28 protein-coding genes and 1 other RNA gene are annotated in these 24704 nt (G+C 48.7%); 22 read left to right on the top strand and 7 right to left on the bottom strand.

Features of this window, described 5'->3' with window-relative positions:
• Window positions 1-10 precede the first annotated feature (10 nt).
• The 8 genes from EXG77_RS09875 to EXG77_RS09840 all read left to right on the top strand — a co-directional run bounded on the left by EXG77_RS09875 (window position 11) and on the right by EXG77_RS09840 (window position 9496).
• Window positions 11-1030, top strand: coding sequence for a ketopantoate reductase family protein (locus tag EXG77_RS09875; protein WP_035397960.1), 1020 nt, complete (start codon window positions 11-13; stop codon window positions 1028-1030).
• A gap of 13 nt (window positions 1031-1043) precedes the next feature.
• Entirely contained in the window at window positions 1044-1781 is a 738-nt protein-coding gene (locus tag EXG77_RS09870) for an acetoacetate decarboxylase (RefSeq protein ID WP_035397958.1), read from the top strand.
• Window positions 1782-1871: 90 nt separating this feature from the next.
• On the top strand, window positions 1872-2390 hold the full coding sequence (locus EXG77_RS09865; RefSeq protein WP_023467904.1) for a GrpB family protein: 519 nt from the start codon (window positions 1872-1874) through the stop codon (window positions 2388-2390).
• The gene (locus tag EXG77_RS09860) at window positions 2383-2829 is read left to right on the top strand and encodes a DinB family protein (RefSeq protein ID WP_035397955.1); all 447 of its coding nucleotides are present in this window, start codon (window positions 2383-2385) and stop codon (window positions 2827-2829) included. The genes EXG77_RS09865 and EXG77_RS09860 overlap by 8 nt, the downstream gene beginning before the upstream one ends.
• A gap of 19 nt (window positions 2830-2848) precedes the next feature.
• On the top strand, window positions 2849-3733 hold the full coding sequence (locus EXG77_RS09855; RefSeq protein ID WP_035397953.1) for an alpha/beta fold hydrolase: 885 nt from the start codon (window positions 2849-2851) through the stop codon (window positions 3731-3733).
• Between the two features lie 477 nt (window positions 3734-4210).
• On the top strand, window positions 4211-5332 hold the full coding sequence (locus EXG77_RS09850; RefSeq protein ID WP_035398631.1) for a GTP-binding protein: 1122 nt from the start codon (window positions 4211-4213) through the stop codon (window positions 5330-5332).
• 111 nt (window positions 5333-5443) lie between these two features.
• Entirely contained in the window at window positions 5444-6967 is a 1524-nt protein-coding gene (locus EXG77_RS09845; protein WP_035397950.1) for a cardiolipin synthase, read from the top strand.
• Between the two features lie 153 nt (window positions 6968-7120).
• Window positions 7121-9496: a glycoside hydrolase family 31 protein gene (locus EXG77_RS09840; RefSeq protein WP_035397948.1), complete on the top strand. Its 2376-nt coding sequence runs from the start codon at window positions 7121-7123 to the stop codon at window positions 9494-9496.
• A gap of 75 nt (window positions 9497-9571) precedes the next feature.
• On the opposite strand, the gene EXG77_RS09835 is transcribed toward EXG77_RS09840, so the two are convergent.
• The 3 genes from EXG77_RS09835 to EXG77_RS09825 all read right to left on the bottom strand — a co-directional run bounded on the left by EXG77_RS09835 (window position 9572) and on the right by EXG77_RS09825 (window position 11200).
• On the bottom strand, window positions 9572-9814 hold the full coding sequence (locus EXG77_RS09835; protein WP_035397946.1) for a hypothetical protein: 243 nt from the start codon (window positions 9812-9814) through the stop codon (window positions 9572-9574).
• Between the two features lie 105 nt (window positions 9815-9919).
• Window positions 9920-10501, bottom strand: coding sequence for a DUF1643 domain-containing protein (locus EXG77_RS09830; protein ID WP_035397944.1), 582 nt, complete (start codon window positions 10499-10501; stop codon window positions 9920-9922).
• A 15-nt stretch (window positions 10502-10516) separates the two neighbouring features.
• A complete protein-coding gene (locus EXG77_RS09825) occupies window positions 10517-11200 on the bottom strand; it encodes a lytic transglycosylase domain-containing protein (RefSeq protein ID WP_035397942.1) in 684 nt (227 codons plus the stop codon).
• 107 nt (window positions 11201-11307) lie between these two features.
• On the opposite strand from EXG77_RS09825, the gene EXG77_RS09820 reads away from it, so the two are divergent.
• The 5 genes from EXG77_RS09820 (at window position 11308) to EXG77_RS09800 (ending at window position 15430) form a co-directional block, all read left to right on the top strand.
• A complete protein-coding gene (locus EXG77_RS09820) occupies window positions 11308-11982 on the top strand; it encodes a CPBP family intramembrane glutamic endopeptidase (RefSeq protein WP_052017160.1) in 675 nt (224 codons plus the stop codon).
• 147 nt (window positions 11983-12129) lie between these two features.
• A complete protein-coding gene (locus tag EXG77_RS09815; RefSeq protein WP_023467913.1) occupies window positions 12130-12552 on the top strand; it encodes a hypothetical protein in 423 nt (140 codons plus the stop codon).
• A 299-nt stretch (window positions 12553-12851) separates the two neighbouring features.
• Window positions 12852-13532, top strand: coding sequence for an ABC transporter ATP-binding protein (locus EXG77_RS09810; RefSeq protein WP_035397939.1), 681 nt, complete (start codon window positions 12852-12854; stop codon window positions 13530-13532).
• Window positions 13529-14347, top strand: a complete 819-nt coding sequence (locus EXG77_RS09805) for a hypothetical protein (RefSeq protein ID WP_023467915.1) — start codon at window positions 13529-13531, stop codon at window positions 14345-14347. The genes EXG77_RS09810 and EXG77_RS09805 overlap by 4 nt, the downstream gene beginning before the upstream one ends.
• Window positions 14348-14359: 12 nt before the next feature.
• Window positions 14360-15430, top strand: a complete 1071-nt coding sequence (locus EXG77_RS09800; protein ID WP_035397937.1) for a hypothetical protein — start codon at window positions 14360-14362, stop codon at window positions 15428-15430.
• A gap of 99 nt (window positions 15431-15529) precedes the next feature.
• On the opposite strand, the gene EXG77_RS09795 is transcribed toward EXG77_RS09800, so the two are convergent.
• The 3 genes from EXG77_RS09795 to EXG77_RS09785 form a co-directional block, all read right to left on the bottom strand.
• A complete protein-coding gene (locus EXG77_RS09795; RefSeq protein ID WP_023467917.1) occupies window positions 15530-16423 on the bottom strand; it encodes a hypothetical protein in 894 nt (297 codons plus the stop codon).
• Between the two features lie 89 nt (window positions 16424-16512).
• Window positions 16513-16719 carry a DUF2922 family protein gene (locus EXG77_RS09790; protein WP_029341392.1) on the bottom strand — a complete coding sequence of 69 codons (207 nt, stop codon included), beginning with the start codon at window positions 16717-16719 and terminating at the stop codon, window positions 16513-16515.
• 36 nt (window positions 16720-16755) lie between these two features.
• Window positions 16756-16983, bottom strand: a complete 228-nt coding sequence (locus tag EXG77_RS09785) for a hypothetical protein (protein WP_023467919.1) — start codon at window positions 16981-16983, stop codon at window positions 16756-16758.
• 68 nt (window positions 16984-17051) lie between these two features.
• Here EXG77_RS09785 and EXG77_RS09780 point away from each other — a divergent pair, with 68 nt between their 5' ends.
• The 4 genes from EXG77_RS09780 to EXG77_RS09765 all read left to right on the top strand — a co-directional run bounded on the left by EXG77_RS09780 (window position 17052) and on the right by EXG77_RS09765 (window position 20675).
• The gene (locus EXG77_RS09780) at window positions 17052-18047 is read left to right on the top strand and encodes a TrkA family potassium uptake protein (RefSeq protein ID WP_238987941.1); all 996 of its coding nucleotides are present in this window, start codon (window positions 17052-17054) and stop codon (window positions 18045-18047) included.
• A 69-nt stretch (window positions 18048-18116) separates the two neighbouring features.
• Window positions 18117-18809 carry a hypothetical protein gene (locus EXG77_RS09775; RefSeq protein WP_023467921.1) on the top strand — a complete coding sequence of 231 codons (693 nt, stop codon included), beginning with the start codon at window positions 18117-18119 and terminating at the stop codon, window positions 18807-18809.
• A gap of 59 nt (window positions 18810-18868) precedes the next feature.
• Window positions 18869-19282, top strand: a complete 414-nt coding sequence (locus EXG77_RS09770) for a hypothetical protein (protein WP_023467922.1) — start codon at window positions 18869-18871, stop codon at window positions 19280-19282.
• 49 nt (window positions 19283-19331) lie between these two features.
• On the top strand, window positions 19332-20675 hold the full coding sequence (locus EXG77_RS09765) for a S8 family peptidase (protein WP_035397930.1): 1344 nt from the start codon (window positions 19332-19334) through the stop codon (window positions 20673-20675).
• Between the two features lie 47 nt (window positions 20676-20722).
• Here EXG77_RS09765 and EXG77_RS09760 read toward each other — a convergent pair whose 3' ends face one another.
• Window positions 20723-21166: a hypothetical protein gene (locus EXG77_RS09760; RefSeq protein ID WP_029341396.1), complete on the bottom strand. Its 444-nt coding sequence runs from the start codon at window positions 21164-21166 to the stop codon at window positions 20723-20725.
• Between the two features lie 134 nt (window positions 21167-21300).
• Here EXG77_RS09760 and rnpB point away from each other — a divergent pair.
• The 5 genes from rnpB (at window position 21301) to EXG77_RS09735 (ending at window position 24688) form a co-directional block, all read left to right on the top strand.
• Window positions 21301-21674: RNase P RNA component class B (gene rnpB / locus EXG77_RS09755), an RNA gene on the top strand.
• A 111-nt stretch (window positions 21675-21785) separates the two neighbouring features.
• Window positions 21786-22931 (top strand): class I SAM-dependent RNA methyltransferase, encoded by a 1146-nt coding sequence (locus EXG77_RS09750; protein ID WP_029341397.1) that lies wholly within the window; start codon window positions 21786-21788, stop codon window positions 22929-22931.
• A gap of 284 nt (window positions 22932-23215) precedes the next feature.
• Window positions 23216-23662, top strand: a complete 447-nt coding sequence (locus EXG77_RS09745) for an SRPBCC domain-containing protein (RefSeq protein ID WP_023467987.1) — start codon at window positions 23216-23218, stop codon at window positions 23660-23662.
• A 367-nt stretch (window positions 23663-24029) separates the two neighbouring features.
• Entirely contained in the window at window positions 24030-24263 is a 234-nt protein-coding gene (locus tag EXG77_RS16550; RefSeq protein ID WP_238987940.1) for a hypothetical protein, read from the top strand.
• 134 nt (window positions 24264-24397) lie between these two features.
• Window positions 24398-24688 carry a hypothetical protein gene (locus EXG77_RS09735; protein ID WP_035397924.1) on the top strand — a complete coding sequence of 97 codons (291 nt, stop codon included), beginning with the start codon at window positions 24398-24400 and terminating at the stop codon, window positions 24686-24688.
• Window positions 24689-24704: the final 16 nt, after the last annotated feature.

The raw sequence follows: 24704 nt of genomic DNA, 5'->3' as shown, positions 1-24704 counted from the left end.
GGTGATAGATATGAAAATCGGAATTTACGGAGCAGGATCACTAGGAACCATCATGGGAGCTTATTTAAGTCAACAGTATGAGGATGTCGATTTGATTGATACGAATCGCGCACATATCGAAGCGCTGAACACAACAGGCGCGCATGTCATTGGACCAGATTTGACGCAAGCCGTCCAGGCGATGCATCCGGATGACATTACGGAGATGTACGATATCGTATTGTTGCTGACGAAACAGGTCTACAATGAACCGGTCCTAGCGAAAGTCCGGACGATCTTGAAGGAAGACGGTATTCTCGTCTCCTTGCAAAACGGTGTACCGGAAGAATTCATTCAACAACAGATTCCACGCGAACGCATCATCGCGGGATCCGTCGAGTTCGGAGCGACATACGTCGGACCAGGTGAGTCACGTCTGACATCGGATTACGAGCACTTCAAGACGTATGCGATGCAAATCGGTGAACTGGACGGCAAGAAGACGGACCGAATCATTCACTTGAAGGAAATCCTTGATCACATCGGTGGGACGGAGATTTCTGATAATCTACCGGGAACGAAATGGTCAAAACTCGTCATCAATAGTACGTTCAGTGGGTTATCCGCTGCGTGTAACGGTACGTATGGCGACGTTCTCGATCATCCGGTCTTGTTACGAGCAGCGATTCATACGATGCAGGAAGTCGTTGAAGTCGGTCACGCCCACGGCATCACATTCGCACCGATGAGTACGTTTGAGCCGGCAGCTTACGCAACACTAGACGATATCGATGAAAAATTGTGCACCGTGCCACAATTGATGTACGGGTCGCGTGACTTAGAAGCGAGTATGTTGCAGGACTTACAAAAAGGGCAACCGACCGAAATTCGTTTCATCAATGGGATCGTCACGATGTATGGCAACACATACGATATCAAAACGCCATTCAACTCACTCATTCAAGAAATCGTCGAAGAAGCGCAAGCAGCGAAGACAGTTCCTGATTTTGAAACAAGTGTCGCACGTTTTGACGCATTGTTGAACTCATAAAGGGGGGATTCAGATGAGACAGAACGATGTAAAGAACGTCGTCGCGACGCCGATTAATGCACCGGTCTTTCCGGCAGTCGATATCTTCTTTCGAAATCGGGAATACTTGAACATCATCTATGAGACGGACATCGAAGCGTTACAAGCAGTCGTTCCGGAACCGCTTGAGGTGCTGAGCAATCAGATCAAATTTGAGATCATTAATATGCCGGATAGCACAGGTCTTGGGAGTTATCTCGAGTGCGGGCAAGTCATTCCGGTTCGGTATCAAGAAGAAGTCGGTGAGTTTTATCTCTCGATGTATGTCAACAATCAGCCGGCGATCGCTTCTGGTCGTGAAGTGGCTGCGTTTCCGAAGAAGTATGGTTCACCCCGGCTTTATCTCGACAATGATGTACTCGTTGGAACGCTTGACTATCATTCGCTCCGCGTTGCCCAAGCGACGATGGGATACAAGTATGTTCCGATGGCGGTCGAAGAGGCACAATCGATTGTCGGTGCGCCGCAGTTCATGCTCAAACAGCATCGCGGTTATCAAGGCGAGTTGATCATCTCCGAACTGACGCGGAGTCAAATCACGGATCTTGAGATTAAAGAAGCATACCGTGGACCGGCGCGACTTCAGTTATTCGAACATGTCATGGCACCACTCGCTGACTTCCCTGTTCGGAAGATCGTCGATGCCCAGCATATCATCGCTGATCTTCGACTTGGTGGACCTGCGAAACTGTATGATTATTTAACGGATTAACGACTCTCTAACATTAACGACCTCCAAAATGGATGGTCGTTTTGTTTTACCCCAAAAACTGGCATACTGAATTGAGAGGGGGAAACGACCATGCGACAAGTCATTGTGTTACCGTATCAATCAGAATGGGCGAGTGAATACTCACGAGAAGCGGATCAGTTACGAGAGGTGTTCGGAGCACGTCTTAAGCAGATCCATCATATGGGAAGTACATCAGTTCCGGGACTCGCTGCAAAACCGATCATCGATATCTTACCCGTCGTCGATACACTCGAGGGAATTGAGCAGTTCGACGGACGGATGGAAGCGCTCGGTTACGAAGCGAAGGGTGAATTCGGGATGCCGGGGCGTCGGTACTATCGAAAAGGTGGAGACGAACGGACGCATCACATCCATCTCTATGCGGCAGGAAATCCAGAAATCATGCGTCATCTCGTCTTTCGGGATTACTTACGTACCCATCCAGAAGAAGCCGCTGCTTACGGAGCATTAAAGGAACAATTAGCAACGACATATCCGCTTGATATCGAAGCCTATATCGCCGGCAAGGATGCGTTCGTCAAGGAACTCGAACACCGCGCAATCGCTTGGAAGAATGCGCATGACTGACTGGGAACATGCCCTCATTCGCCATGTCGGTGTTGGTGTAAAGACGTCGAAAGCATTATTTGAGAAAATCGAGGTGCAGGATTGGGACGCGCGACCAATCCCCGGGAAACGGACCGTCGGTGAAGTCGCTGTCCATCTCGCTGTGTTACTTGAAGCCGATTTGATGCTAGCAGAAGGGGCGACGGCTGAAGCAATGCAGGCGTTTTATACGGAACCGGTCCCGCGCGATCAGTTAAATGAACGAATCAATCGTGCGTTTTCTATCTATCAGAAGAAAGTCACGACCGGATTTACGACGCGTCCGACGTACTGGGGCGTTACCGACTCGATGAACGGCTGGGCAATCGAAGCAGCCGTGCATCTCTATCATCATCGATCCCAGTTATTTGATTACTTGAACATCCTTGGGTACGAGCTAGAGATCTCGTTATTTGAATGAATGGAAGTAGGGATAGTGTATGGAATATATCGTTGAAACATCAGCCGGTCGCTTTGATACCCGGCTGACGGGAAGTGGGGACGTCACCTTCGTCCTCGACCACGGAATGATGTCGAATCGACACCAGTGGGGCTGGCTACGGACCGAATTGTTGAAGCGGGGACGGGTCTTTGAATATTCGCGTCTCGGATATGGGCGGTCGAGTCGTGGCAAAAATAAACGGCTCTTCTCTCATCAAGCGGATGAGCTCGCGGACGTCTTACGGATGCTTCGTGTCGAAGGACCGTATGTCTTCATCGGGCACTCGCTCGGAGCCTATATCTCGCTCGCAAGTGGACGATTGTTTGCAGACGAGACACGCGGCATCGTCTTGCTCGATCCCTCGCATCCCGATGTCGACGAGGCATTACCGAACTGGTACGAACGAACACAAGAGGAGTGGAATCGATTCCTCTATTTCCTTAGTCACGTCCGACCGATCGCCTGGATGATTCCTGATCGTCTCGGCAAAAAGATGTTCAGTGTCTTACCGGAAGCCGATCAATTACCGATGTGGCGGCATTTTGCAGCACCTGGACATTGGCGGGGGACGCTCGACGAATGGCAAACGGTCGAGGAGAACAATCAGCTGATTCTTTCGTTGCTTGAAGACGTGACACAGCCGGTCCTCGTCCTGTCCGCTTCGAACTGGGCGGGTGGTATGCCAGAAAGTTGGTTAAATCCAGCATTGACCGAACAAATCAATGCGGCTCACGCTGCGTTCGCCGATAGTTTACCGAACGGGATGTATCATGTGATTGCGGATACAAATCATTACACGATTGCCGGGTTTTCGCACGAGGCAGCGGAGCGGATCACGGATTTGATTGGTACAACATGGGATTTACCGATTCAAAGTCAGTAGTAAGGTTACGCTTTTTCGTTTCGCTCGAATCGTTTTCCTGGGACAAGCATCGCACCGCTTCACTTCGTTGCAGGGTCGCTTCTGCTTGTATTTCCCTAGAAAGCGATTCCGAGCTAAAAAACGTTTTTTTCTTGTGCTTCGGAATATCTGACGGAGCTGACTCTAAAGCCAGTATCTACAAAAAATGACGCGTCACACGCCACTCCTACAGGAAAAAGCGCATTATGCGCTATCAGAGACAAACAAGACCCGCTTTCCTGCTTGAAGGAAGCAGGAAAACTGGCTTGTGTCTCGCCTGAGGAAAGGGCGTGAGAAGATGCGTCATTTTTTTGGAGTCAGACCGGTCTACTCCTTGAGTCGATGCTTATCGGCTTTTTTTTAGGGAACAAAATAAATCGAAATCATTACGATTGACGTCAGGTGAAAAGTCGGTTACTCTATAAAACGTAACGATTACGTTTTAGGAGATGAATGATGATGCAACCGATATCGATCACCGTTTTATCTGGATATCTTGGATCCGGTAAAACGACACTATTGAACCATTTACTACATAATCGCGAAGGGCGCCGCCTCGCGATCATCGTCAACGACATGAGTGAGGTCAACATTGACGCGGCATTGATTGAGCAAGGCGGGTTCTCGCGGACGGAAGAGTCGTTCGTCACACTTTCGAACGGGTGCATTTGCTGCACGTTACGTGACGATTTATTACTTGAAGTCAAACGCCTCGTCGACCAAGGCGATATTGACGGTATCGTCATCGAGTCGAGTGGTATCTCGGAACCGATTCCGGTCGCACAGACTTTTACGTACGAAGATCCGGACAGTGCCATCGACTTATCACAAGTCACGAAAATCAACGCGATGGTCACGGTCATCGATGGATATCGTTTTCTGAAGGACTTCGAGTCTGGTGAATCGTTGATTGAGCGGAAACAGGCAGTCGATGAAACAGACGTGCGCGAAGTCGTCGATCTACTCGTCGATCAAGTCGAGTTCGCGGACATCATCGTCTTGAATAAAGTCGATCGCCTGACACCGGAAGAGCGCCATACCGTCATCGGTTATCTAAAGGCATTAAATCCAGTTGCCCGTTTGATCGAGACGACGTATGGTCAAGTCGATCCGGCAGACATCTTAGATGTTGATCTATTTGATTTTGAACAAGCGGCAGCGAGTGCTGGTTGGATCCGTGAGTTGAATGCGGAAGAACATATTCCGGAAACGGAAGAGTATGGGATCAGCTCGTTCGTCTACAAGCGCGACGTGCCGTTCCACCCGGAGCGTTTGCTTGCCTTGATCGAAGACTGGCCGCAAGAAGTCGTCCGGGCGAAGGGATTCTTATTCCTTGCGACACGTCCCGAGATGGCATTGCTGTTCCATCAGGCAGGATATGCGTCGAACATGGAATACGCTGGTCGTTTTGCATCAGATGAGGATCGACGGACCGAACTCGTCTTGATCGGTATCGGACTAGAACAAGAGAAGCTCGAAGCGCTATTCGATGCGTGTCTCGTCCAAGCAGACGAAACGGACTGGACGTCATTGAATGATCCAATTCCTGGTCGCGAGATGTACGAAGAAACATTTTTATAAGAGGTCAATCTTTCGAGAAACCGTATCTGCGGTTTCTCTTTTTTGTTATATTTTCATAGTGAATGGGGAAAGAATACTAGTGAAGGTATGTTAATTGAAGGAGGAAAATCTGTGCGCAACCGGATTTTACAATTCGCACTCGTATTTTTAGTCGCCGGTGGCATCATTTGGGGACTATATCAACTCGGCTATTTATTTTATGTCTTAACGATTTCAGCGACGGTCGTGCCGCTCGCCGTCATCATGATCATTTTCATCGAAAACCGGACAGCAGAATCAACGATCGCTTGGTTCCTCGTTCTGATTTTCTTACCAATTCTCGGAGTCATCATCTGGTTGATGTTCGGTCGGAATCCACGGCGTCGCCGTCGGAATCGTCGTTCGCATGACGAACGGAAATTGCTCAAGCAAGCGATTCGTCCAGTTCGGTCGCTTGCTGTCAGTGAGTTGCCACCGAATCACTTGAAGCTTGCGAACACGATTCGTAACTTCGGTGGCGGCGGGGTGGACGTTCATACAGCAAGTGAAATCCTGACGAACGGGGAAGAGACGTTCCCAGCGATTCTTGACGCGATTCGTCAAGCGCAGCATCATGTCCACATCCAGTACTACATTTATCGGAACGATGAGACAGGCAAGGTAATCCGTGAAGCGTTGATGGAACGACTCGAAGCCGGAGTAACGGTGCGGTTCATGTATGACGGACTCGGAAGCTATATGCTCGGTGAGAACTTCCTGCGCCCGCTACGCGACGCTGGAGCGCATATCGCAGCCTATGATCCAATCTCGAGTCCCTTGTTCATCTTCACGGCAAACTTCCGCAATCACCGAAAAATCGTCGTCGTTGATGGAAAAGTTGGCTTCACCGGCGGATTGAACGTAGGGGATGAGTACGACGGCAAGAGTAAGAAGTTCGGGTTTTGGCGTGATACGCATTTGCGGCTCGAAGGACGTGCCGTCAAAGAATTACAAGCGACGTTCCTCGACGACTGGATCTATGCCCAAATCGAATCGGATGACACATGGGAGACGTTTGCGGGGGATGAGTCAATCCACCAGTACTTCCCGAAACATGATGTGGCGTCAGACGGGGCGATTCAAATCGTCACGAGCGGACCGACCTCAAAGGACCCCGCGATTCGCAATGCGTTGATTGCCGCGATCATCGCAGCGCAACGTTCGATCTGGATTGCGACACCGTACTTGATTCCGGACAATGAGACGATGACGCTACTCCGACTCGCGGCACGTGCCGGACTCGACGTCCGCATCCTGACGCCGGGGAAAGGCGACAGTTTTACGTCTTATTACGGGACCCGGTCCTACTTCGGACCACTTCTGAAGGACGGCGTCAAGATTTACACGTACAACCGTCACTTCATCCATGCCAAACTGTTTCTCGTCGACGGGAAAATCGGTGCCGTCGGGACGGCAAACATGGACATTCGCAGTTTTGTCCTCAATTATGAACTAATGGCGTTCCTGTATGACACAGAAAGTACGGAACAGCTCGAGCGTGACTTCATCGCTGATTTCGATGTCTCGATTCAGTTATCATCGAACGATTACGTCAAACGTCCGCTCCGCTTCCGCATTTTTGAGTCGCTCTCGCGCTTGATTTCACCCTTATTATGACGCAACGTTCCGCATCGATTTTCAGGTGCGGGACGTTTTTTTGGTTCATTCTTCCTTGAAGTGGGAACATGAACTCTTATACACTAGATGTGTAATCGGTTGCACACTACTTAGCCTGGAAGGAAGTGAAAGGGGCGTAAGTCCCGAACCCGTATGCGAACAATTGATGAATCCCATTTCTACACGCGCGACATGAAACCACAAGCACGACCAGACGCCATCATCCAAGGAGATGTCTACCGTTTCACGGTCTTGACGAGTCGCATGATTCGACTCGAGTACGCGGCGGATGGACAGTTCGAGGATCGACCGACCCAAACGGTCTTCAATCGTGATTTCCCGGTACCTGCTTACCGCATCGTCGAAAACGAGGAAGAATTGCAAATCATCACCGAGCACGTCCATCTGCATTATACGAAGGGACCGTTCGCTGCGAACACACTCTATATCGATGTCTTAGGGAACTTCAGTACCTACTACAGCCGCTATACGTTCGGCGGACCGCTCCGGACGTTAAAAGGAACGGCACGGACGCTTGATCATGCGGACGGCGTCATCCCACTCGAAGAAGGGATTCTTTCACGACAAGGTTACGCGGCGATCGACGACTCGAACGCCTTCGTCCTGACGGAAGACCACTTCGTCGAACCGCGACGCTCCGGTACGCATGACATCTATTACTTCGGATACGGTCACGACTACAAACAGGCACTGCGTGACTTCTACCACCTGACAGGACCGACGCCGATGTTACCACGTCAGGTACTCGGCAACTGGTGGAGTCGCTACTGGCGTTATAGTGAGAAGGAATACAAGGATTTGATGACGCGCTTCAAGACAGAAGACATTCCGTTCTCGGTCAGTGTCATCGATATGGACTGGCACGTCACCGATATCCCGGAACGGTACGGGAGCGGCTGGACGGGCTATACGTGGAACCGTGATCTATTCCCGGATCCACGCGGATTCTTACAATGGTTGAAGGATGACGACCGGATGGTAACGCTCAACTTGCACCCGGCGGACGGTGTGCGTGGGTTTGAAGAAGCCTACGAGGCGATGGCGGTCGCGATGGGCGTCGATCCCGAATCGGATGTCCGGATCCCGTTTGATTTCTCGGACCGGACGTTCATCGAGAACTACTTTACGAAGCTGCATCATCCGCACGAGGCAGATGGCGTCGACTTCTGGTGGATCGACTGGCAACAGGGCGCGAACTCGAAGATGAAAGGGCTTGATCCGCTCTGGATGCTCAATCATTATCACGCGCTTGATATCGCTCGCGACGGCAATCGACCGTTGATCTTCTCGCGTTACGCGGGACCCGGAAGTCATCGTTATCCGGTTGGTTTCTCAGGCGATACGATCATCTCGTGGGCATCACTTCAATTCCAGCCGTACTTCACGGCGACGGCGTCGAACATCGGTTATGGATGGTGGAGCCATGACATCGGTGGTCACCAACGCGGGGAGAAGGATGACGAGTTATCGACACGTTGGCTCCAGTACGGTGTCTTTAGTCCGATCATGCGCCTGCACAGTACGATGAGCATCTTCAACGGGAAAGAACCATGGCGTTATTCGACCGATGCGGCGAACGTCATGAAGAACTATTTACGACTCCGACACCAACTCGTGCCGTACATCTACACGATGAATGCCCGCAATCACTTTGACGGCTTGCCACTCGTCTCACCGATGTATTATGAGCATCCGGAAGACGATCAGGCATACAATGTCCCGAACCAGTTCTACTTCGGAACAGAACTGATCGTCGCGCCGATGGTCACACCAATGCACCGGAAACTGCACATGACGGCGACGACAGCGTGGTTACCAGAAGGGGAATGGTTTGATTTCTTCAATGGTCACCGGTACCGTGGCGGCAAACAGATCCGTCTGTTCCGTTACCTCGAAGATCAAGGCGTACTCGCAAAAGCCGGTGCGATCGTTCCACTTGGTCGTCATCTCGAACAGTCGAATGCCCTGCATAATCCAGAGGATCTCGAAGTCGTCGTCTTCCCGGGAGCATCGAATCGGTTTACATTATTTGAAGACGATAGCACGGGTGTTGCGCACCGCGACGGCGTCAATGTCGAGACGACGTTTGCGCTCGACTGGGGCGCACGTGAGTTGACGATTGCGGCACCAACCGGACATCGAGACTTACTACCGGAAAACCGGTCGATTACGTTGATCTTACGTGGAGTCCGTGAAGGATACGTTCAGCGCGACGGAGAGAGTGTCACCGGTGTCTATGATCATGCGACGCAGTCCCTTCGCGTCGAACTCGGTGAAGTGACCGATACGATCACGTTGTCACTCCAAGTCGAAATCTCGACGAACGAGAACAAGATGGACCGGTTGTATGCGTTCCTCGACCAAGCGGAAATCAGCTATGATTTGAAGGATCGTTTGTACCGTCTGCTGTCACAAAAGCTCGACCCGGTCAACATGATGCACCAGTTGCAAGCACTCGAACTCGAGAAGGATCTCGTCGACTGTCTGCTTGAGTTGATGTTGTCTTAAACGATTGTATAGGCATGCGAAAAAGCCAGTATTCGTCATCCGTATGGACGAGGAATACTGGCTTTATGGTTTAGGTCATAACTCTTCCTCATCGTCGATCCGAGACAATATATCTTCTGCATCGAGATCATCCTCTTTACTGAGGATCAAGGCCGTGACGTCGGCTCGTTTCTGTTCTAACAACTCCGGGTTGTTCGTCAAGACTTCCATGAGGTAATACGCATAGGAGTCGAGGAAATCAGGATGGTCGTTTCGTTCAATCAGTGTCATGAACGCTTCAACGAGTTCTTCCTGTAATTCTTCATCCCAAAATGGCATCGTATGACCTTCCTTGCTATGTAATATGTAGACTTTGATTATACGCGAAGTTGATGGAAAATGTTTCAAAAAAAGACCCTTGCCGTTATGGAAGGGTCCATTGCGTCATTTACGACGCAATTTTTTCGCTTTTTGTTTCATGTCGTTGTACGTGATCATCGGGCTATCGTCCATCGTCAAGCGCAGATGGTTCGGTTCGCCTTTGTTCGTAATGCCGGAGCAGTACAAGATGTCGGCATATTCATTGAATAGATCCTCGTAAGCCGGTAAATGGTGCATCAGTCGACCAGGCGATCCCCAGCCACAGAGGACGACGCCATTTTTCGCTTTGACTTCAGCAAGTGTCTTTGCGACGAACTCATAGTTCGTCTCATCGAAGCTCGCTTGCGCGAACGGCAGATCCTCGCTGACGAGCAGGTCCGGCATCAAACTGATGATGTCATATTGCTTAACAGGATCACTGACATATTTCTTCATCAAATTGTACGCACGTTGTGTCGTCGTTCCAGAGAGAAAGGCGTCCGTCGTCCGTGGTGTGTAGATTAAAGCGGCGACGTGCGTACCTTCTGCGATGTCGTCAAAGATGTAGCTGCGTAAATAGCGTTTCGTCTTGTCTCGATCAAACGTCGTCTGGACGCGGATCGACGATTCCTCAATCAAGAGTTCGGAAGAATCGGCTGGTGTCATGGGTGGTGCCTCCTTTTAATTGGTCAAACGTGAGCTGATGCGAAGGAAGAACGCGAGTGTCTTCTTCTTGAGATCGAGGTCGTTCGCATCGATCGCCTCGACGTGTTGCTGGTAACGATCATATTGGGCGAGCACGTCAGAAACATATTGTTCACTGCGATTGTATTCAAACAGTGCTGTCGCGAGCGTGTCTCGGTCCGATGTCTTCGTAACATCGTGTTGTTTCAGGTATTTCGCTGCCGTGTGGGCGCTGTCGACGAGACTCGTTGGGTCAGCTTTGCCGTCGCCGTCCGCGTCGACTCCGAGACCACCATATTTTTTGATGGCTTCCGGATCCGTGACGTCGATGCCGTCATGCTCGATGTCACCGAGCGACGTGCCGCCTTTGTATCCCCAACCGACCCATGTTTTCGGCATGAATTGGAACGGGCCGATGGCGCCAACGGACGATTGCATCGCTGACGAGTTTGAGAAGATCGTCTCGACGCGATGAATGGAGGCGAGGAGCTTCCAGTCGATGCCGTAACGTGCCGCGGCTTGTTCGTAGATGTCGATGTTCTCGGCAGGTACGCCATGCTGTCCATAATACGTACGATACATTTCATTTTGAACACGTTCCCGATTTTGCCAGTAGATGAAACTACTGACGATGAGGGCGAACAGTACGAACAAGATGCTGATTCGAAAAACTTTTCGCATGTTGTTCTCTCCTCTGTATAGGATTCCACTGAATGGTATCATATTTTAGTAGGGTCTAATAGCACTTTCTGTGACGGGAGTGTGGAATCAAAAAAGGAGTCGAAGTCATGTATCTCTTCCTAAATGGATTTTTACTCGGATTGCTCGTCGTCCTTTCGATCATCGCAGCGGTCCGACCAGTCGATTTGACGATCGTTCCTCGCAAGGAATTCTACCCCTCGATGGTCCAGTCGAGCGGCATCTTATGTCTGTTGCTCGTCGGTGGCACGCTGATTAGCGGCACACGGTTGCCGGAAATCGGTTTGACGTTTTTTGTCCCAAGTGGTCCGGTTTGGTACGCGACAATCGGACTGCTTGTCTTGCTTTGTATCGTCTTGCTTTTGACAGCGACCGTTCCAGCGTTTCGCAAACGTTTGTTGCCGCTTTATCAAAGTGAAGCGGAACGACTGATTTTACCGCGAACGAAAGAGGAGCGAACGGGGTTCCAAATGGTCGCGCTGATGGCAGGAGTGACGGAAGAGTTGATCTATCGCGGGTTTCTCTTTCATACGCTCGGATTATTTTTACCGTTTTCAGACGTTAGCTTTGTCTGGATCGGGGCCATCTTGTTCGGGGTCGCCCATCGTTATCAAGGGTGGTTCGCGATTCTCGTGACGGGGCTGATCGGGGCGGGGTTCGGCTACTTGTATCTAGCGCTCGAGACACTCTGGCCGCTGATCATCATCCATGTCTTGATTGATCTCGTTGCCGTCTACGTCTACAAGGACGATGTTAATTCCTGACATCGTCAAAAAGCGTTGAGTTTGATAGACTGAATGTCAAGCGAAGTTATCGTTTAAATTGGTCAAGTTGACGGTTGCAGAATAGGTCAAATGACAGGTAGAATGAGAAGGTAAACGCTTACACATCAAAAGGAGATGGATGAAACCATGCGAACGATCACTTCCACTGGCGAGCGAAAGAAGACGAGTTGGGCATTGAATATCGGCAATCAGCCACATTTGATGATGGATGGTGTGACAGAACAAACGCTTGATGCCGAGCAGCGTGTTGTCTATGACGAATTTTTAATTCCGACGACGGACACTTTGATTCATCGGTTCAAAGCCCGCTTCCCGAACCATCTCTGCGAGAACGGGTATGATGTGTATGGCGCTGCCGCTTTTGACGAACAGGTCGTCGAACTGATCTCGAATTGGTTTATCGAGCTGGTCACCGTCTTAACAGCGATGCAGCGGACGAAAGGCATTCAGCATGTCCAGATTGAAGGCGGTGTCGCAAAACGGACCGACTTCTTACCGACCGTGCGTCGGACATGCCGGGCACTGGAGTCAACGATTGATATTTATTGAAGTACCAGTCACGTGTTCAGAGGGGGCGTCCATCAGGGCGTCCTCTCTTTTTTGTTCATATCGAACCGTTTTACTAGAAAGCGTTTTCGAGTGAACAAAACGTCTCTTCTTTCATAAATTAAATAGCAAAAACGAAATCGAAATACTCGCAGAGTCGGACATGATTGTCCGGCTCTTTTTCATTTTCTGGATGATAGCAGGAAAAAACAGGTTGACGCTAGACTGTATGGCATGTACCATACAGTTAACAGATGTACTATTGTCTTAATACAATGGTCGTAATCAAGGAGGGAAGTCTAGTGCTTGAAGTGAAAGGGCTACAAAAGCGATACGGACGAAAAAAGCACGTCTTACGTGACGTGACGTTCTCTGTCGGTCTAAACGAAGTGACATGTCTGATCGGCTTGAACGGGGAAGGGAAGTCAACGATCCTAAAAGCAATTCTCGGTTTGATTCCGGTGGATGCCGGGACGGTGACGGTCGACGGTAAAACGTCGCGTGATAAAATCGCATTCGTGCCTGATCTTCAGACGATGCCGAGCTATATGACGATTGGACAAGCGCTCACGTATATGACGGATCATTATCCGGATTGGAATCAAGAGACAGCGGAACGGTTACTAGAGACGTTCCAGCTGTTTACGACGGATAAAATGGCGAACTTATCAAAAGGGAACAAGGCGAAGTTCAATCTCGTCTTAGGATTCGCGCTTGATCGACCGTACATATTACTCGACGAACCGCTCGCGGGAATCGATCTCTTCATGAAGGAACAGATTGCCTGGATTTTCTCAAGTGAGTTCATGGAAGGACGAAGCATCCTGATGACGACACACGAAATCGCTGAGGTCGAGCAGGTGATTGACCGAGTATTATTCTTACGGGACGGAAAGATCGTTGAAGTCAAAGAGACGGATGAGCTGCGCGGCCGTCATCATCAATCGGTCCAGGACCGGATGCGGGAGGTTTATCAAGGATGAAACGTTGGTTGTTATTAACGAATGAAGAACTGAAACGAAGTACGAAATTACTGGTTTTGTTGATTTCAGGATTGATTGTCGCAGAAATTGCGTCACTGCTCTATCAGATTTACGATTATCAGCACTCGGTTGAGGCAACGATGCGGATCGAACAGATATCAGAACTCGACGCCATCGAGCAAGGTGGTGGTCCGCTGTTATTTGCGCAAGCAACGAATTTTTACGATTCGATCATTGTATTAGCGATGGGGATGATTGTCCTGTTCGCGTTCTGGATTTGGTACCGCGACTGGATGGGCGAGACGAAGTACATCTACCGGCTACTATTGCTTCCTGGATCACGCCGGGCGATTGTTGCATCGAAGATGACGACACTCTTACTTGTCGTCGCTAGTCTGATCGGCATCCAGTGGGTCTTGTTGTTGCTTAGTCGCACTCTCTACTTATGGTTATTACCAGATGCTCAACAAGTCACAGCTAGCATCAACGAATACTCCTTCTACATGAAGTTGTTCTACACAATGTATCCGAGTGATATTTTATTCATCTTACTGATGACATTCATCGTCATCTCGTTCGTTTTCATGACAGTTTTACTTGAGCGATCGTTCCGAAAGAGCAAAGCGTTCTTCCTCGTCGGATTAACCGGGATTGCGCTGATTGCCGGGTGGATCGTGATAGGTGTGACGTTGTCAGCTATTTCGAACGATTTGAGTCAACTGCACATGCAATTTTATCTCGGGTACGTCGTGCTCTTGACGTTATATGTGTCGTACAAAAATCTGCGGTTAGTCCAGACGCGCCTATCCGTCTAAAGGAGAACTCTCATGAAACGATATCGTCAACTTTTGATCTATGGATTGATCATTCTCATGACAATCGGAAGCTACATCGGTTATACACTATCGATCCAAGGGGCGGACTTGTCGCTTGAGACCGTCAGTGGAAAGTCTTCGCAAATCGAAAATTTTAATTTACGTCTTCAGACGAAAGGGATGCGCTCGACGATTTATGATGTCAACGCAAAGGGTGACATCGAAAAACAGTCAAACTCTTACGTCGGACAACTATTCCGTGAAGATAAAATGACGGATTTACCAGACAAATATTATGCATTCACGACAAAAATGGAAACAAATGTAAGTGGAGATGAACAATCGGAGTATGCGATTCAGATTAAACACAATAAATTACGATTTAAGATGTTTACGTTCAAGACGGAGGAGATGTTTGAGAAAACATTTCAGTATGATACAAAACTTGAGACAGGGATTGACTTACAAGCCAGTGTCATCGATAAGCAGGCGATGAAAGTTTACATCCAACTTGATCGGATCGATCAGCCCACGAAAACGAAACTTCTTGTGCTCGATTTAACAGGCGACCGAGTCGAAGAAATCGTTCTTCAAAAACCAGTAGCGCCTAAAAACGCGCGTCAATTTTTAGCAATTCATCAAAATGAGATCGTCTACACGGAACAACCATTTGATGGCGACGAAGAGAACACGAAACATTCTTATTTCCTTGATGATGGGAAAAGCGTTCGGTCCATCGAGGAGTTAGATCAGCAACAAATCGGTTATACGCCTTATGCAAATGGTCGTTACCTGATTGGACTCCGTCTGCCAGAAGGAGAGACGAAACGCATCGAATGGTCGACGTTCGACTTGGAAACAAAACGATTATCCGAGCATAGTGTAAGTAGTCCGCTTGTTTTGAAAAAGATTGATTGGTTGGATTTGACGGACGAGATGGAGCTTTATCTCTCATCCGAGACGAACGCTGGCTTCCAAGTGTCCGTGATTGATTTGAAGCATGAGCAATTGATATATCAGGGAAAAATCAAGGATGCGAATCGCAAAAAAGGAACGAATATCTACGATTTTTCAGTTCAATGATCAACGAATACAAAAACGCTTCACACCGGAAAAGTTGTCCGGTGCGAAGCGTTATTTTTTCGTTTTGACTAGGAATCGATACGTGTTAAGGCGAAAGCATTAAGACGTGAAGTTTTTCTCTGCCGCTTTACAGGCACGCAATAAGGCATCCTTGAAGAAGCGATCTTCTTGCGAAGCGAGTTGTTGTGTCGCTTCTTCGTCACCACGCAGGGAGCGGGCGAGCATCTGGATGACCTTGACCCAGCGCCGGACGTGATCGAGTTGCGGGCGACCCATCGCGACGTAAACCGTGAACCAATCGTTCTGATCGCGACGGATCATCCGTTGGAACAGTGATTTTGCAAGGTCGACTTCTTCGGTCGTCGGGAGCTCGTTCGTCTCGAAATAGCGACGTAAAGCGGCGACGGCAGTCGCATACGCTGCCTTGACGTCTTCTGACGGCTGGTGTTTGCCGTAATCGGATGTCGACAAATGAAGTAAGGCAGGTTTCTTTTCGACACCCGTGATCCAGGCGGAGATCGTCTTGTTGCCTTTATAGGCTTGACGGTTCGCGACCGGGAGTTTCGCCGTGACGTTACCGACTTTTCCGATTAAGGTCACTTTGTTGTTGCGATCCTGAATTTCGGTCACTTTCATCTCGACCGTATCCCCCATTTCATGAGGAATGGCTTTCGGCTGGAGCTTTTCTCCTGCCGAGAGCGGCGAACGCTTGCGGATCATCCGCAGTGCCTCTTGTTCAATCCGGTCGTCAAGCGACCACAGATGTTCCGGTGGGACGTTGCGGAACCGGCGACGTCGGACCTTGATGTATTGGTCAAGCGCGTCAGCAGCTTGCTCCCGCGTCGATTCACCACGTGCGACGGGGCCGATGATGTCTCGGAGCGTAATGGATTCGAGACGTTCCATGATGCCTTCGAACGGGATGAGTTCCATTACGTAGAGACTACAGACGACGAGTTCGCATTCGCGAGGAGTGAGTGGGCGTTTGGCCATAAATTGACTTCCTTTCAGCTGGTTGATGTTTCTAGTATACCAAAAAAAAGCCATCGTCACGTAATCCCGTGACGATGGACTGAAAAAGCTTACAAGACGAATGCCGATTCCGAACTGTTTTGCAATTCGGCGGACGCGAGACGTGTGACACCGTTCATGAACGGATCATGGGCGACGAACAAGTCACCGATTGCTTTAATCTCAGCCACGGTCGCATTCTCCTTCGCACCAGCGATCCGTAAGCGATACGGTTTTTTCGTCACCGTATCGAACGTCAGGACGATCGTATGTTCCATCAATGGTCACTCCTTTCATGAAATGTAGAGGATGGGTCATGCCTTCAGTAAAGCGTAGTCGCGGCTGATTTCCGTCAGCGCGTAGCGTCCATCGAGTAAGCTGCCGATCGATTGCCCGATCGAAGCGACGACGTCTGCTGGAAGATTTGAACGTAAGCCGTTGTAGCGGCGGCGAGCGACGACGGCATCACCGTTCGCTGTCACCTTGTCCTTTCGCTCGAAGACGATGACGAGACTCGTCTTGATTTCTTCTGCTTGTGTCATGTGTATCACCTCCTTCGCCCTTATTGACAGGGGAAGAGACCGGATTGTTCGAAAGGAATGAAAAAAACATGGTCTGGTTACGTTTTTTACGAAAAGTCTCGTTTCTACGGATGCGGACGCTCGGATATGCATCGTTGATCTTCGTCTTCGGTGTCGCGGGTATCATGTATGCGCTTGAGCCGGAGACGTTCGGGTCCTACTTCCGCGCTGTCTACTGGACGATGACGACCGTCGTCACGGTCGGATACGGGGACTTCTTCCCGAACTCGGATACTGGTCGGATTCTGACGATTTTCGTGTTCATCTTCGGGATCGGGATCGTCGGTGGATTGATCTCAAAACTGGTCGACGGTGTCCAGTTGATTCGTAATCAAAAGGAAAGAGGGTTGTTACAAGTGAAGGAAACAGGACATACGGTCGTCTTCGGATACAGTCGGCGTTCGAAGCACGTCATCGAGTCATTGCTCGAACATACGGATGTCGTCCTCGTCGATGACCTAGAGCGAGAGCCATTCAGTCATCCCCGGTTTCATTACGTCTGTGGTGATCCGGCGCTGGCGTCGACGCTTGAGCGAGCACACATCGAAAAGGCGGTCCGCGCGATCGTCCTCGCTGATCATTCGATTCCGCCGGTCCATGCTGACGGACGAACACTGTTGATCGCTTCAAGCATCGAACGGGCGAACCCGAACATCTACACGATCGTCGAGATGATGCTTGAAGAACACCTCGATAGTTTTGAACAGGTCAAGGTCGATGAGGTATTGCTTGGTGACGAGACGATTGCACGGATGGCGATCCTCGCGTCCCATCATCCTGGCGTAACGAAGGTCGTGACGAATCTGTTGACGAAAGACGGTGAAGGGATGTTCTCAATTCCGACGCGACCGGAGTGGGCGACATACCGCGATGCGTTTCATGCTTTGCTAGAAGAAGGGGTGACGATTCTGTCCGACGGGAAACGGCTGGATTTGAATCGGCGACTTGATGAAACGATTCCGAAAAACGGGACATTGATCGTCCTTTGCTCAGAAGAGACGGCGAATCGAATTGGAGCGATTTAGGGAAGAAAGGATTTAACTAATCTTTTTTCGGGTATAGTAAACAAATTTACTAAACGGAGGAAAAGGATTATGACACAACCACAACCAGAATGGATTCAAGAATTATTCGAGACGGTCGATCAAGGCGAAATTAAAAACGCACCAAAATTACTCTATATGGCATTAACGCTTGAACCAAATTATTTTACAAAAGCAGTTAGCCGTTTTAATCAGCGATTGGAAGTCGAACCATTAACGGACGTTTCGGAATTGCTGACGGTCTATCGTCAATTCTTCCTTTCAGCTAATCCATCGGAAGAATACTGGTCGCTTGCCTGGAACGAACTCATCCAGACCCTACAACATATGATCGATCGACCAGAAGCACAGCAATTACTTAAAGAACATGTCGATTTACTCGACTGGTGGTCAAGTGAATCGTTGCTGTCGCTCCCGAGTTGGTTAACGATTCTCGACGTTGCAGAACGGATCGACGCGCTTGATCAATTTAGCAGTTATCTTCCAGATATCTTCGAGAGCTACGCGCTCGAGACAGCAAAAGATGAACCGTTCGCTCGACTTGCCTGGTACGCGCTCGCGAGCAATCAACAAGCGTTGCTTGCCCCGTACAGAGATCGGATTGAAGCCGGTTCGTCGAAGGAAATTCAGTCTCTTCGTCAAGCGGATCTCCTCGATCAAATTGAAACGACACGGGTCGTTATGTTAAAGTCGAAAGATAACGAGCCGATTGAATTAACATTTGATCGAAAATGGACATTATAAATTATCGAAGAAAAAATGACACCTAGAAGCCGCACGAATCCAATCCAAGGGGTGTAGGGATGATTCACGTCAATTTACCGAGTGGTGACTATGTCGTGTTAGTAGAAATAAATCGTGAAGTGCTGCTGTGTCATTCGATTGAAGAAGCGGAACAAGCACAACGCGACCGGTATGAACTGGTCGGACGGATGAGCGAACGCTTGCCGGCAGAAGTGATTGGACCCTCGATTGCGGACTTCGTCCGCTTTTCGACTGGGTTCATCGGCGAAGAAGTAACGTGGCATGAAGAAGAGGAAGCGTTCTTTTGCCAACAGTTCGAGACGTTCGACGGGTCCCCGTTAGGTGAAGATCTGACAGGCATCGATGCAACGCGTTGGCGTGCGGTCCTTGCACGCTATTATGCTTACGTGACGATCGGAAAAATCATTCCTTTTGAAGTCAGCGAAGAACCGGACGGTACGGTTCCGCTTTAGTCCAGACGATTCTTCGGTCGGCGCGTAAACAGAGAAGGGCAGGGTTCCCATGAAAAAGCAACTTGCACTACTCACGCTAGCGACAATCGTCGCCATGCCAACGTCTGCCTTTGCGCAGTCTCAATACGTACAATACGACCCAACTTTTACAGAACAACAAAAACAAAACTGGTTGGCGAATCAGGGGCTGAGCGAGATTCGTGCCTTGAAACAAAAAGGATTCTCTCTCGTCGAGCCACTTGCACATCTCGAAGAAGAGGATATCGATGCCGACTTGATTCCGATCACGGACGTCAAGAAAGCGACGGATTCTGCTCAGTTCCAGCAAACGTATCTCGATCAGTCACGGATCCCTACTTACTGGAAGTACAGCCGTGGTAAGTCGGATATCCGCGTTGCAATCATTGATGACGCAATCGATACGAAACATCGCGAGTTCAAGGACGTCATTTATAAAACGACGACGATCTCGGGCATCCGTAAACCGGATGATCACGGAACGCATGTCGCTGGGATCGTCGGGGCACGGGAAGACGGGAAAGGGATCGTTGGTGTCGCATCCGGTGTTAAATTGATCGGAGCCGACGTATTCGATGGTGACTTTGCTGCGTCGATTGATATCGGTGACGGTATTTTGTATGCGATCGAGCAGGGAGCAGACGTCATCAACCTGTCGCTTGGACAATATGAATTCGATCCCTACATGGAAGAAGCAATCAAAAAAGCAGAAGCGAAGAACATCCTTGTCGTTGGAGCAGCGGGGAATGATGGACGCAATAAAGTGCTCTTCCCAGGTTCGATGAGTCAAGTCGTCGCCGTTGGGGCTGTTGGTACACTCGGTCGAGCGTCGACGTTCTCGAATTACGGCAAAGGACTTAACATCATGGCACCGGGTGAAGGGATTTATTCAACGATCGTTGGGAATAAGTATGGTTACTTAGACGGGACATCGATGGCAACACCGGTCGTCAGCGGGGTATTGGCGCTTGCGAAATCAAAGAATCCATTCGTCACGAATGAAGCGATGCGCAGTAAACTGTATGCTGCTGCGACCAAAAAAACAGGAGATACAAGTTCACATTACGGAGTCGGTCGCTTGAATGCCGGAATGTTAGCGGCGCTTCCAGCGCCGATTTCTAAAGTGTCGCTCCCTTCAACAGTCAAACCGAATCAACTATTCGCGTTTTACTTTGACGAATATTCGAATGCGAAAACGACGACCCGTCTTTATAAAGATGGGAAAGTCATTAAAACGTTCACCCAGTCGAAATTAAAAAATGGGACGCACAAGTTCACGTTTCAATTGAAACAAAAAGGGTCCTATAAACTCGTATTCAAGACGAGTGGTGGACGCCATACGCGAACGGTCGAACGACTCCTGACCGTGAAATAAAAAAAGCGCCTCCCACCGAGTAGGAAGCGCCGTACGAGACCTGAAGGTTACTTCGGGTCTTTTCCTTTTTTATAGACGGGCGTCGGAGGTGTTAATGCCTCTCCAGTCCACGTGATCATCGCTTCCATCTTGTATCCTGTGTCATCCTCATGGACGAACGACAAGCGACTGGAATCGATCAATTGGTATAAACCATAAGCGACCTGGTCGGCCCAAGAGCGTAACGTCATTGCTTCATCATACAACGGGATTTGCTCAGGGAAACGTTCATTCATAAGCAAGATATCGTGTTGATCGAAATGATAGCTACGTTTTGAGAGTGCATCGGGCGCCTTGACGTTGAACGGCTCGAACGCGTGGATGAGCTCTCCTTGACGATAGAAGGCGAAGATGCCGTTTCGCAGATGAAGTGCCTTGATCTCATCGATCTCGATCAGGAATGTCAACTTGCGAACCGTTCGCCGGTTCGTACCAGAGCGTCGTTTTTTCATGCTACATGCCCCCTTCTGAACTCTTGTACTATACCGTGAAATGAGGCAGGGACGCAACTTTTTCGATTATAAAACGAGAATTGCCTCTTGCAGGAATGCGGCATCTACGCTACACTCATAAGCAGTGACTATGTTGGTTCGGACAATCGCGGGGCATTTCGGTGCTTTGAGGAAAGTCCATGCTCGCACAGCCTGCGATGGCTGTAGTGATCGTGCTACACAAAAAGATAAGTGTAGGCAGCGTCAAGCTGACGGCAGAAGGAACGCCTAAGTCTTCGGATAGGGCCGAAACTTCTTGAAGGTGCCACAGTGACGGAGCTTCATGGGAAACCATGAAGGTGGAACGAGGTAAACCCCACGAGCGAGAAACCCAAATTTGGTAGGGGAATTTCCGGAGCGGAACTGAACGCGAAGGAGAGCGTATGCAAATACGGAGATAGATGATTGTCGCCTGCGTGTGAGGGTCAAACCGTTTGAAACACTAAGGAACAGAACATGGCTTACAGGACCACATAGGCTGTTATTTTTAAGTTGAACGAGAGTCCAGGTCCACCCTGGGCTCTTTTTTTATTGCAATGAAACGATCCAGTGGAAGAAACGATAAAGGAGTGAACGCAATATGGCAAAACGCTTAGTCATCGCGACAGCGGCGATGGGAATTGAAGCGCTCGTCGCAAAAGAAGTCCGTGCGTTAGGATATGAATGTACGGTCGAGGACGGAAAGGTCTACATCGATTGTGAGATGGAGGATATTCCCCGTTTGAACATGTGGCTCCGGACAGCGGACCGCATCAAACTCGTCGTTGCTGAGTTCCGCGCGACGACATTCGAAAAATTGTTCGATCAAGTCAAGGCACTGCCGTGGCACGAATTGATGCCGTGGGATGCGAACTTCATCGTCAACGGTCGTTCGGTCAAGTCGAAGCTGTTCTCGATCCGTGACTGTCAGAAGATCACCGAGAAAGCAATCGTCTCGCACATGCAAGAACAGTACAACAAAGGAACGGAATGGTTGCCGAAGACAGGCGCAAGTTATCCGATTGAAGTTGCTTTGTTAAAAGATATCGCGACATTAACGATCGATACGTCAGGCGACGCATTACACAAACGTGGCTACCGTGAATTCCACTCAGCAGCCCCACTCAAAGAAACGATGGCAGCAGCGATGCTGATGCTGACGAACTGGAAGCCGGATATGCCGCTCTACGACGTCTTCACCGGTTCAGGTACACTGGCGATCGAAGCAGCGATGATCGGGCGTAATATCGCACCAGGGATCAACCGCGAGTTCGTCTCACAGGAATGGAAATGCATTCCGAAGAAGGCATGGTTCGATGCGATCAACGAAGCGAACGAAAAAGCAGAGTGGGACAAACCGTTGAAGATCTACGCAAGCGATGTCGATCCAGAGATGGTCAAGCTCGCGAAAACGAACGCAGAACTCGCAGACGTCCGCGATGCGATCAACGTCATGCAACGCGACGCAGCAGACTTCAAACCAAAGGAAGACTTCGGTGTCATCATCGGGAACCCGCCTTACGGGGAGCGTTTGGAGGACGCACGTGAAGTCCATCAGCTCTACCGTAAGATTGGAACGGCGTACAAAGAATTCCCATACTACAGTGTCTATATGATCACGTCGTATGTTGAGTTCGAAAAAGCGTACGGTCGTCCAGCGACGAAGCGCCGGAAGCTCTATAACGGGAACATCGAAGTTCAGTTCTACCAATACTATGGTTTGCGTCGAAAACGTCCGCAGGCTTAAGCCATTTCTAGCACCTATAAAAATCTCATTGCACAGTTGATGTGAAAATCGGGATTTTTCTCACGAACCGCTCTGTTGAGCGGTTTTTTATTTTGAATTTCTACTTTCTTTTATGACTAAGGTACAAAGTTCCTGAATAAACATTTCATCTGACCTGTTTTCTTAGTTCTTTAAAACTATTTCGATAAATAAGTAGGGAAATTAGACTAGTCTATCGAAAGTTATCCTTAGAAAAAATCTAAGAGGATTAACTTCTTTAATGAAGACTTTGAAGTGGAGGGAACATGTTGGATAATTTTTTAATGATATCGTCAACGATTTCAGCTCCAATCGAGACCGTATGGCGTCTGTGGACAGAACCGCAACATATGATGCAATGGTATCGATCGTCGAATGGCTGGTATACGACACATGTCGAGAACGAATTAATGGAACAGGGACATTTTAAAAGTCGAATGCAACGCGAAGGAAGTCCGACATATGTCGAATATTTGGGTACGTATCAGGAAGTCTCACCCTTAGAGCATTTACGCTATCAATTAGAAGATGGACGACTTGTCGAAGTCATGTTCATTCCGTTGCGCCATCGAACGAAAGTGATTGAAATTTTTGAAGACGATCAAGTGAATGATCCGGATGCACAACGTGCTTCATGGCAAAGTATTCTGGATCGTTTTACGACTTATGTCGAAGCAGGTAACTACACTCTTGTTGATCAGTTAAATCCATAACACTCTAAAAAAGAGAAATGTATCGTTTTGCATATTAAATCCCTTCTTACGTGGACTTTAGTCTAAGAAGGGATTTTTTGTGAGTGGTATAGAGAGTAATGCTGTTTAGTTTGTAAAAAGATAAAAAATAAAAATATAAAATTTTTAATAATTGTTAAATGATGTTATTTAAAGTATAATATAAACATTTTATTTGGAGAGAATGATATGATGGAAAAAAGGAGGTCAAATTATGCTTAGAAAAGTATTGCTCGTGTTTTTAACAATGTGCTCCGCAGTGGCATTATTATTCATCGCATCAAAAAATACAGTAGGAGATCACGTCATTTCGTTAGAGGAGCCGGTAGCCTTTCGTATTTCGTTAATCATGACCATCGTATTGTTCTTACCACCGCTCATTTTATCGTTCTTTAACCATCCACTAATCAATATCATCAATGTTGCCTATCAATCCTTTATTGTTCTGACATTTATCGGATTGATGCCAATTGGCTTCATGATTCCAAATGGGATGACAACAACATTATTTTCGTTCATTGGAACGATTTTAAGTGTTTTCAGCATCTGGAGTATTTATAAATACCGCTCAACACACGCTTAAATAAACGCGTATTATTAAAGTAAATGAATGATACCAAAGTTTTATGAGTGAAGTAGCATGAGGCATACATAGTCTTGAAAAGCGTTCAAAACGCACGGAATTACACAACGAATTATCTTTGGAGGAAATGAAAGATGTGGATCATACTGGGTTTACTGGCGATTGGATTTACGGCACTGAATATCATCTTTTATTTGATCGGTAAGGACTATCGTTTCCTGATGGTGCTCGGACTGAGTTTTACGGCACTGACTTTGTGCGCTGAATACCGACTCGTTGCGGAATTCGTGGCGCGAGAAGATTGGGCAGCACTACAAGACGTCGTACCGGGCATGGAGCGGGCACTGTGGGTATTGACGTTCATCTCGATCGGATTAAATGTATTGCCGCTACTGTTAGACTACCGAAAGAATCGATCTCGTTGAGAAATCCAAGAGGAGC

Source organism: Exiguobacterium sp. OS-77, from assembly GCF_000414195.2.
Classification (GTDB): domain Bacteria; phylum Bacillota; class Bacilli; order Exiguobacteriales; family Exiguobacteriaceae; genus Exiguobacterium_A; species Exiguobacterium_A indicum.
The sequence above is the reverse complement of the archived record's forward strand: the minus strand, read 5'-3'. Positions and strand labels throughout refer to the sequence as shown.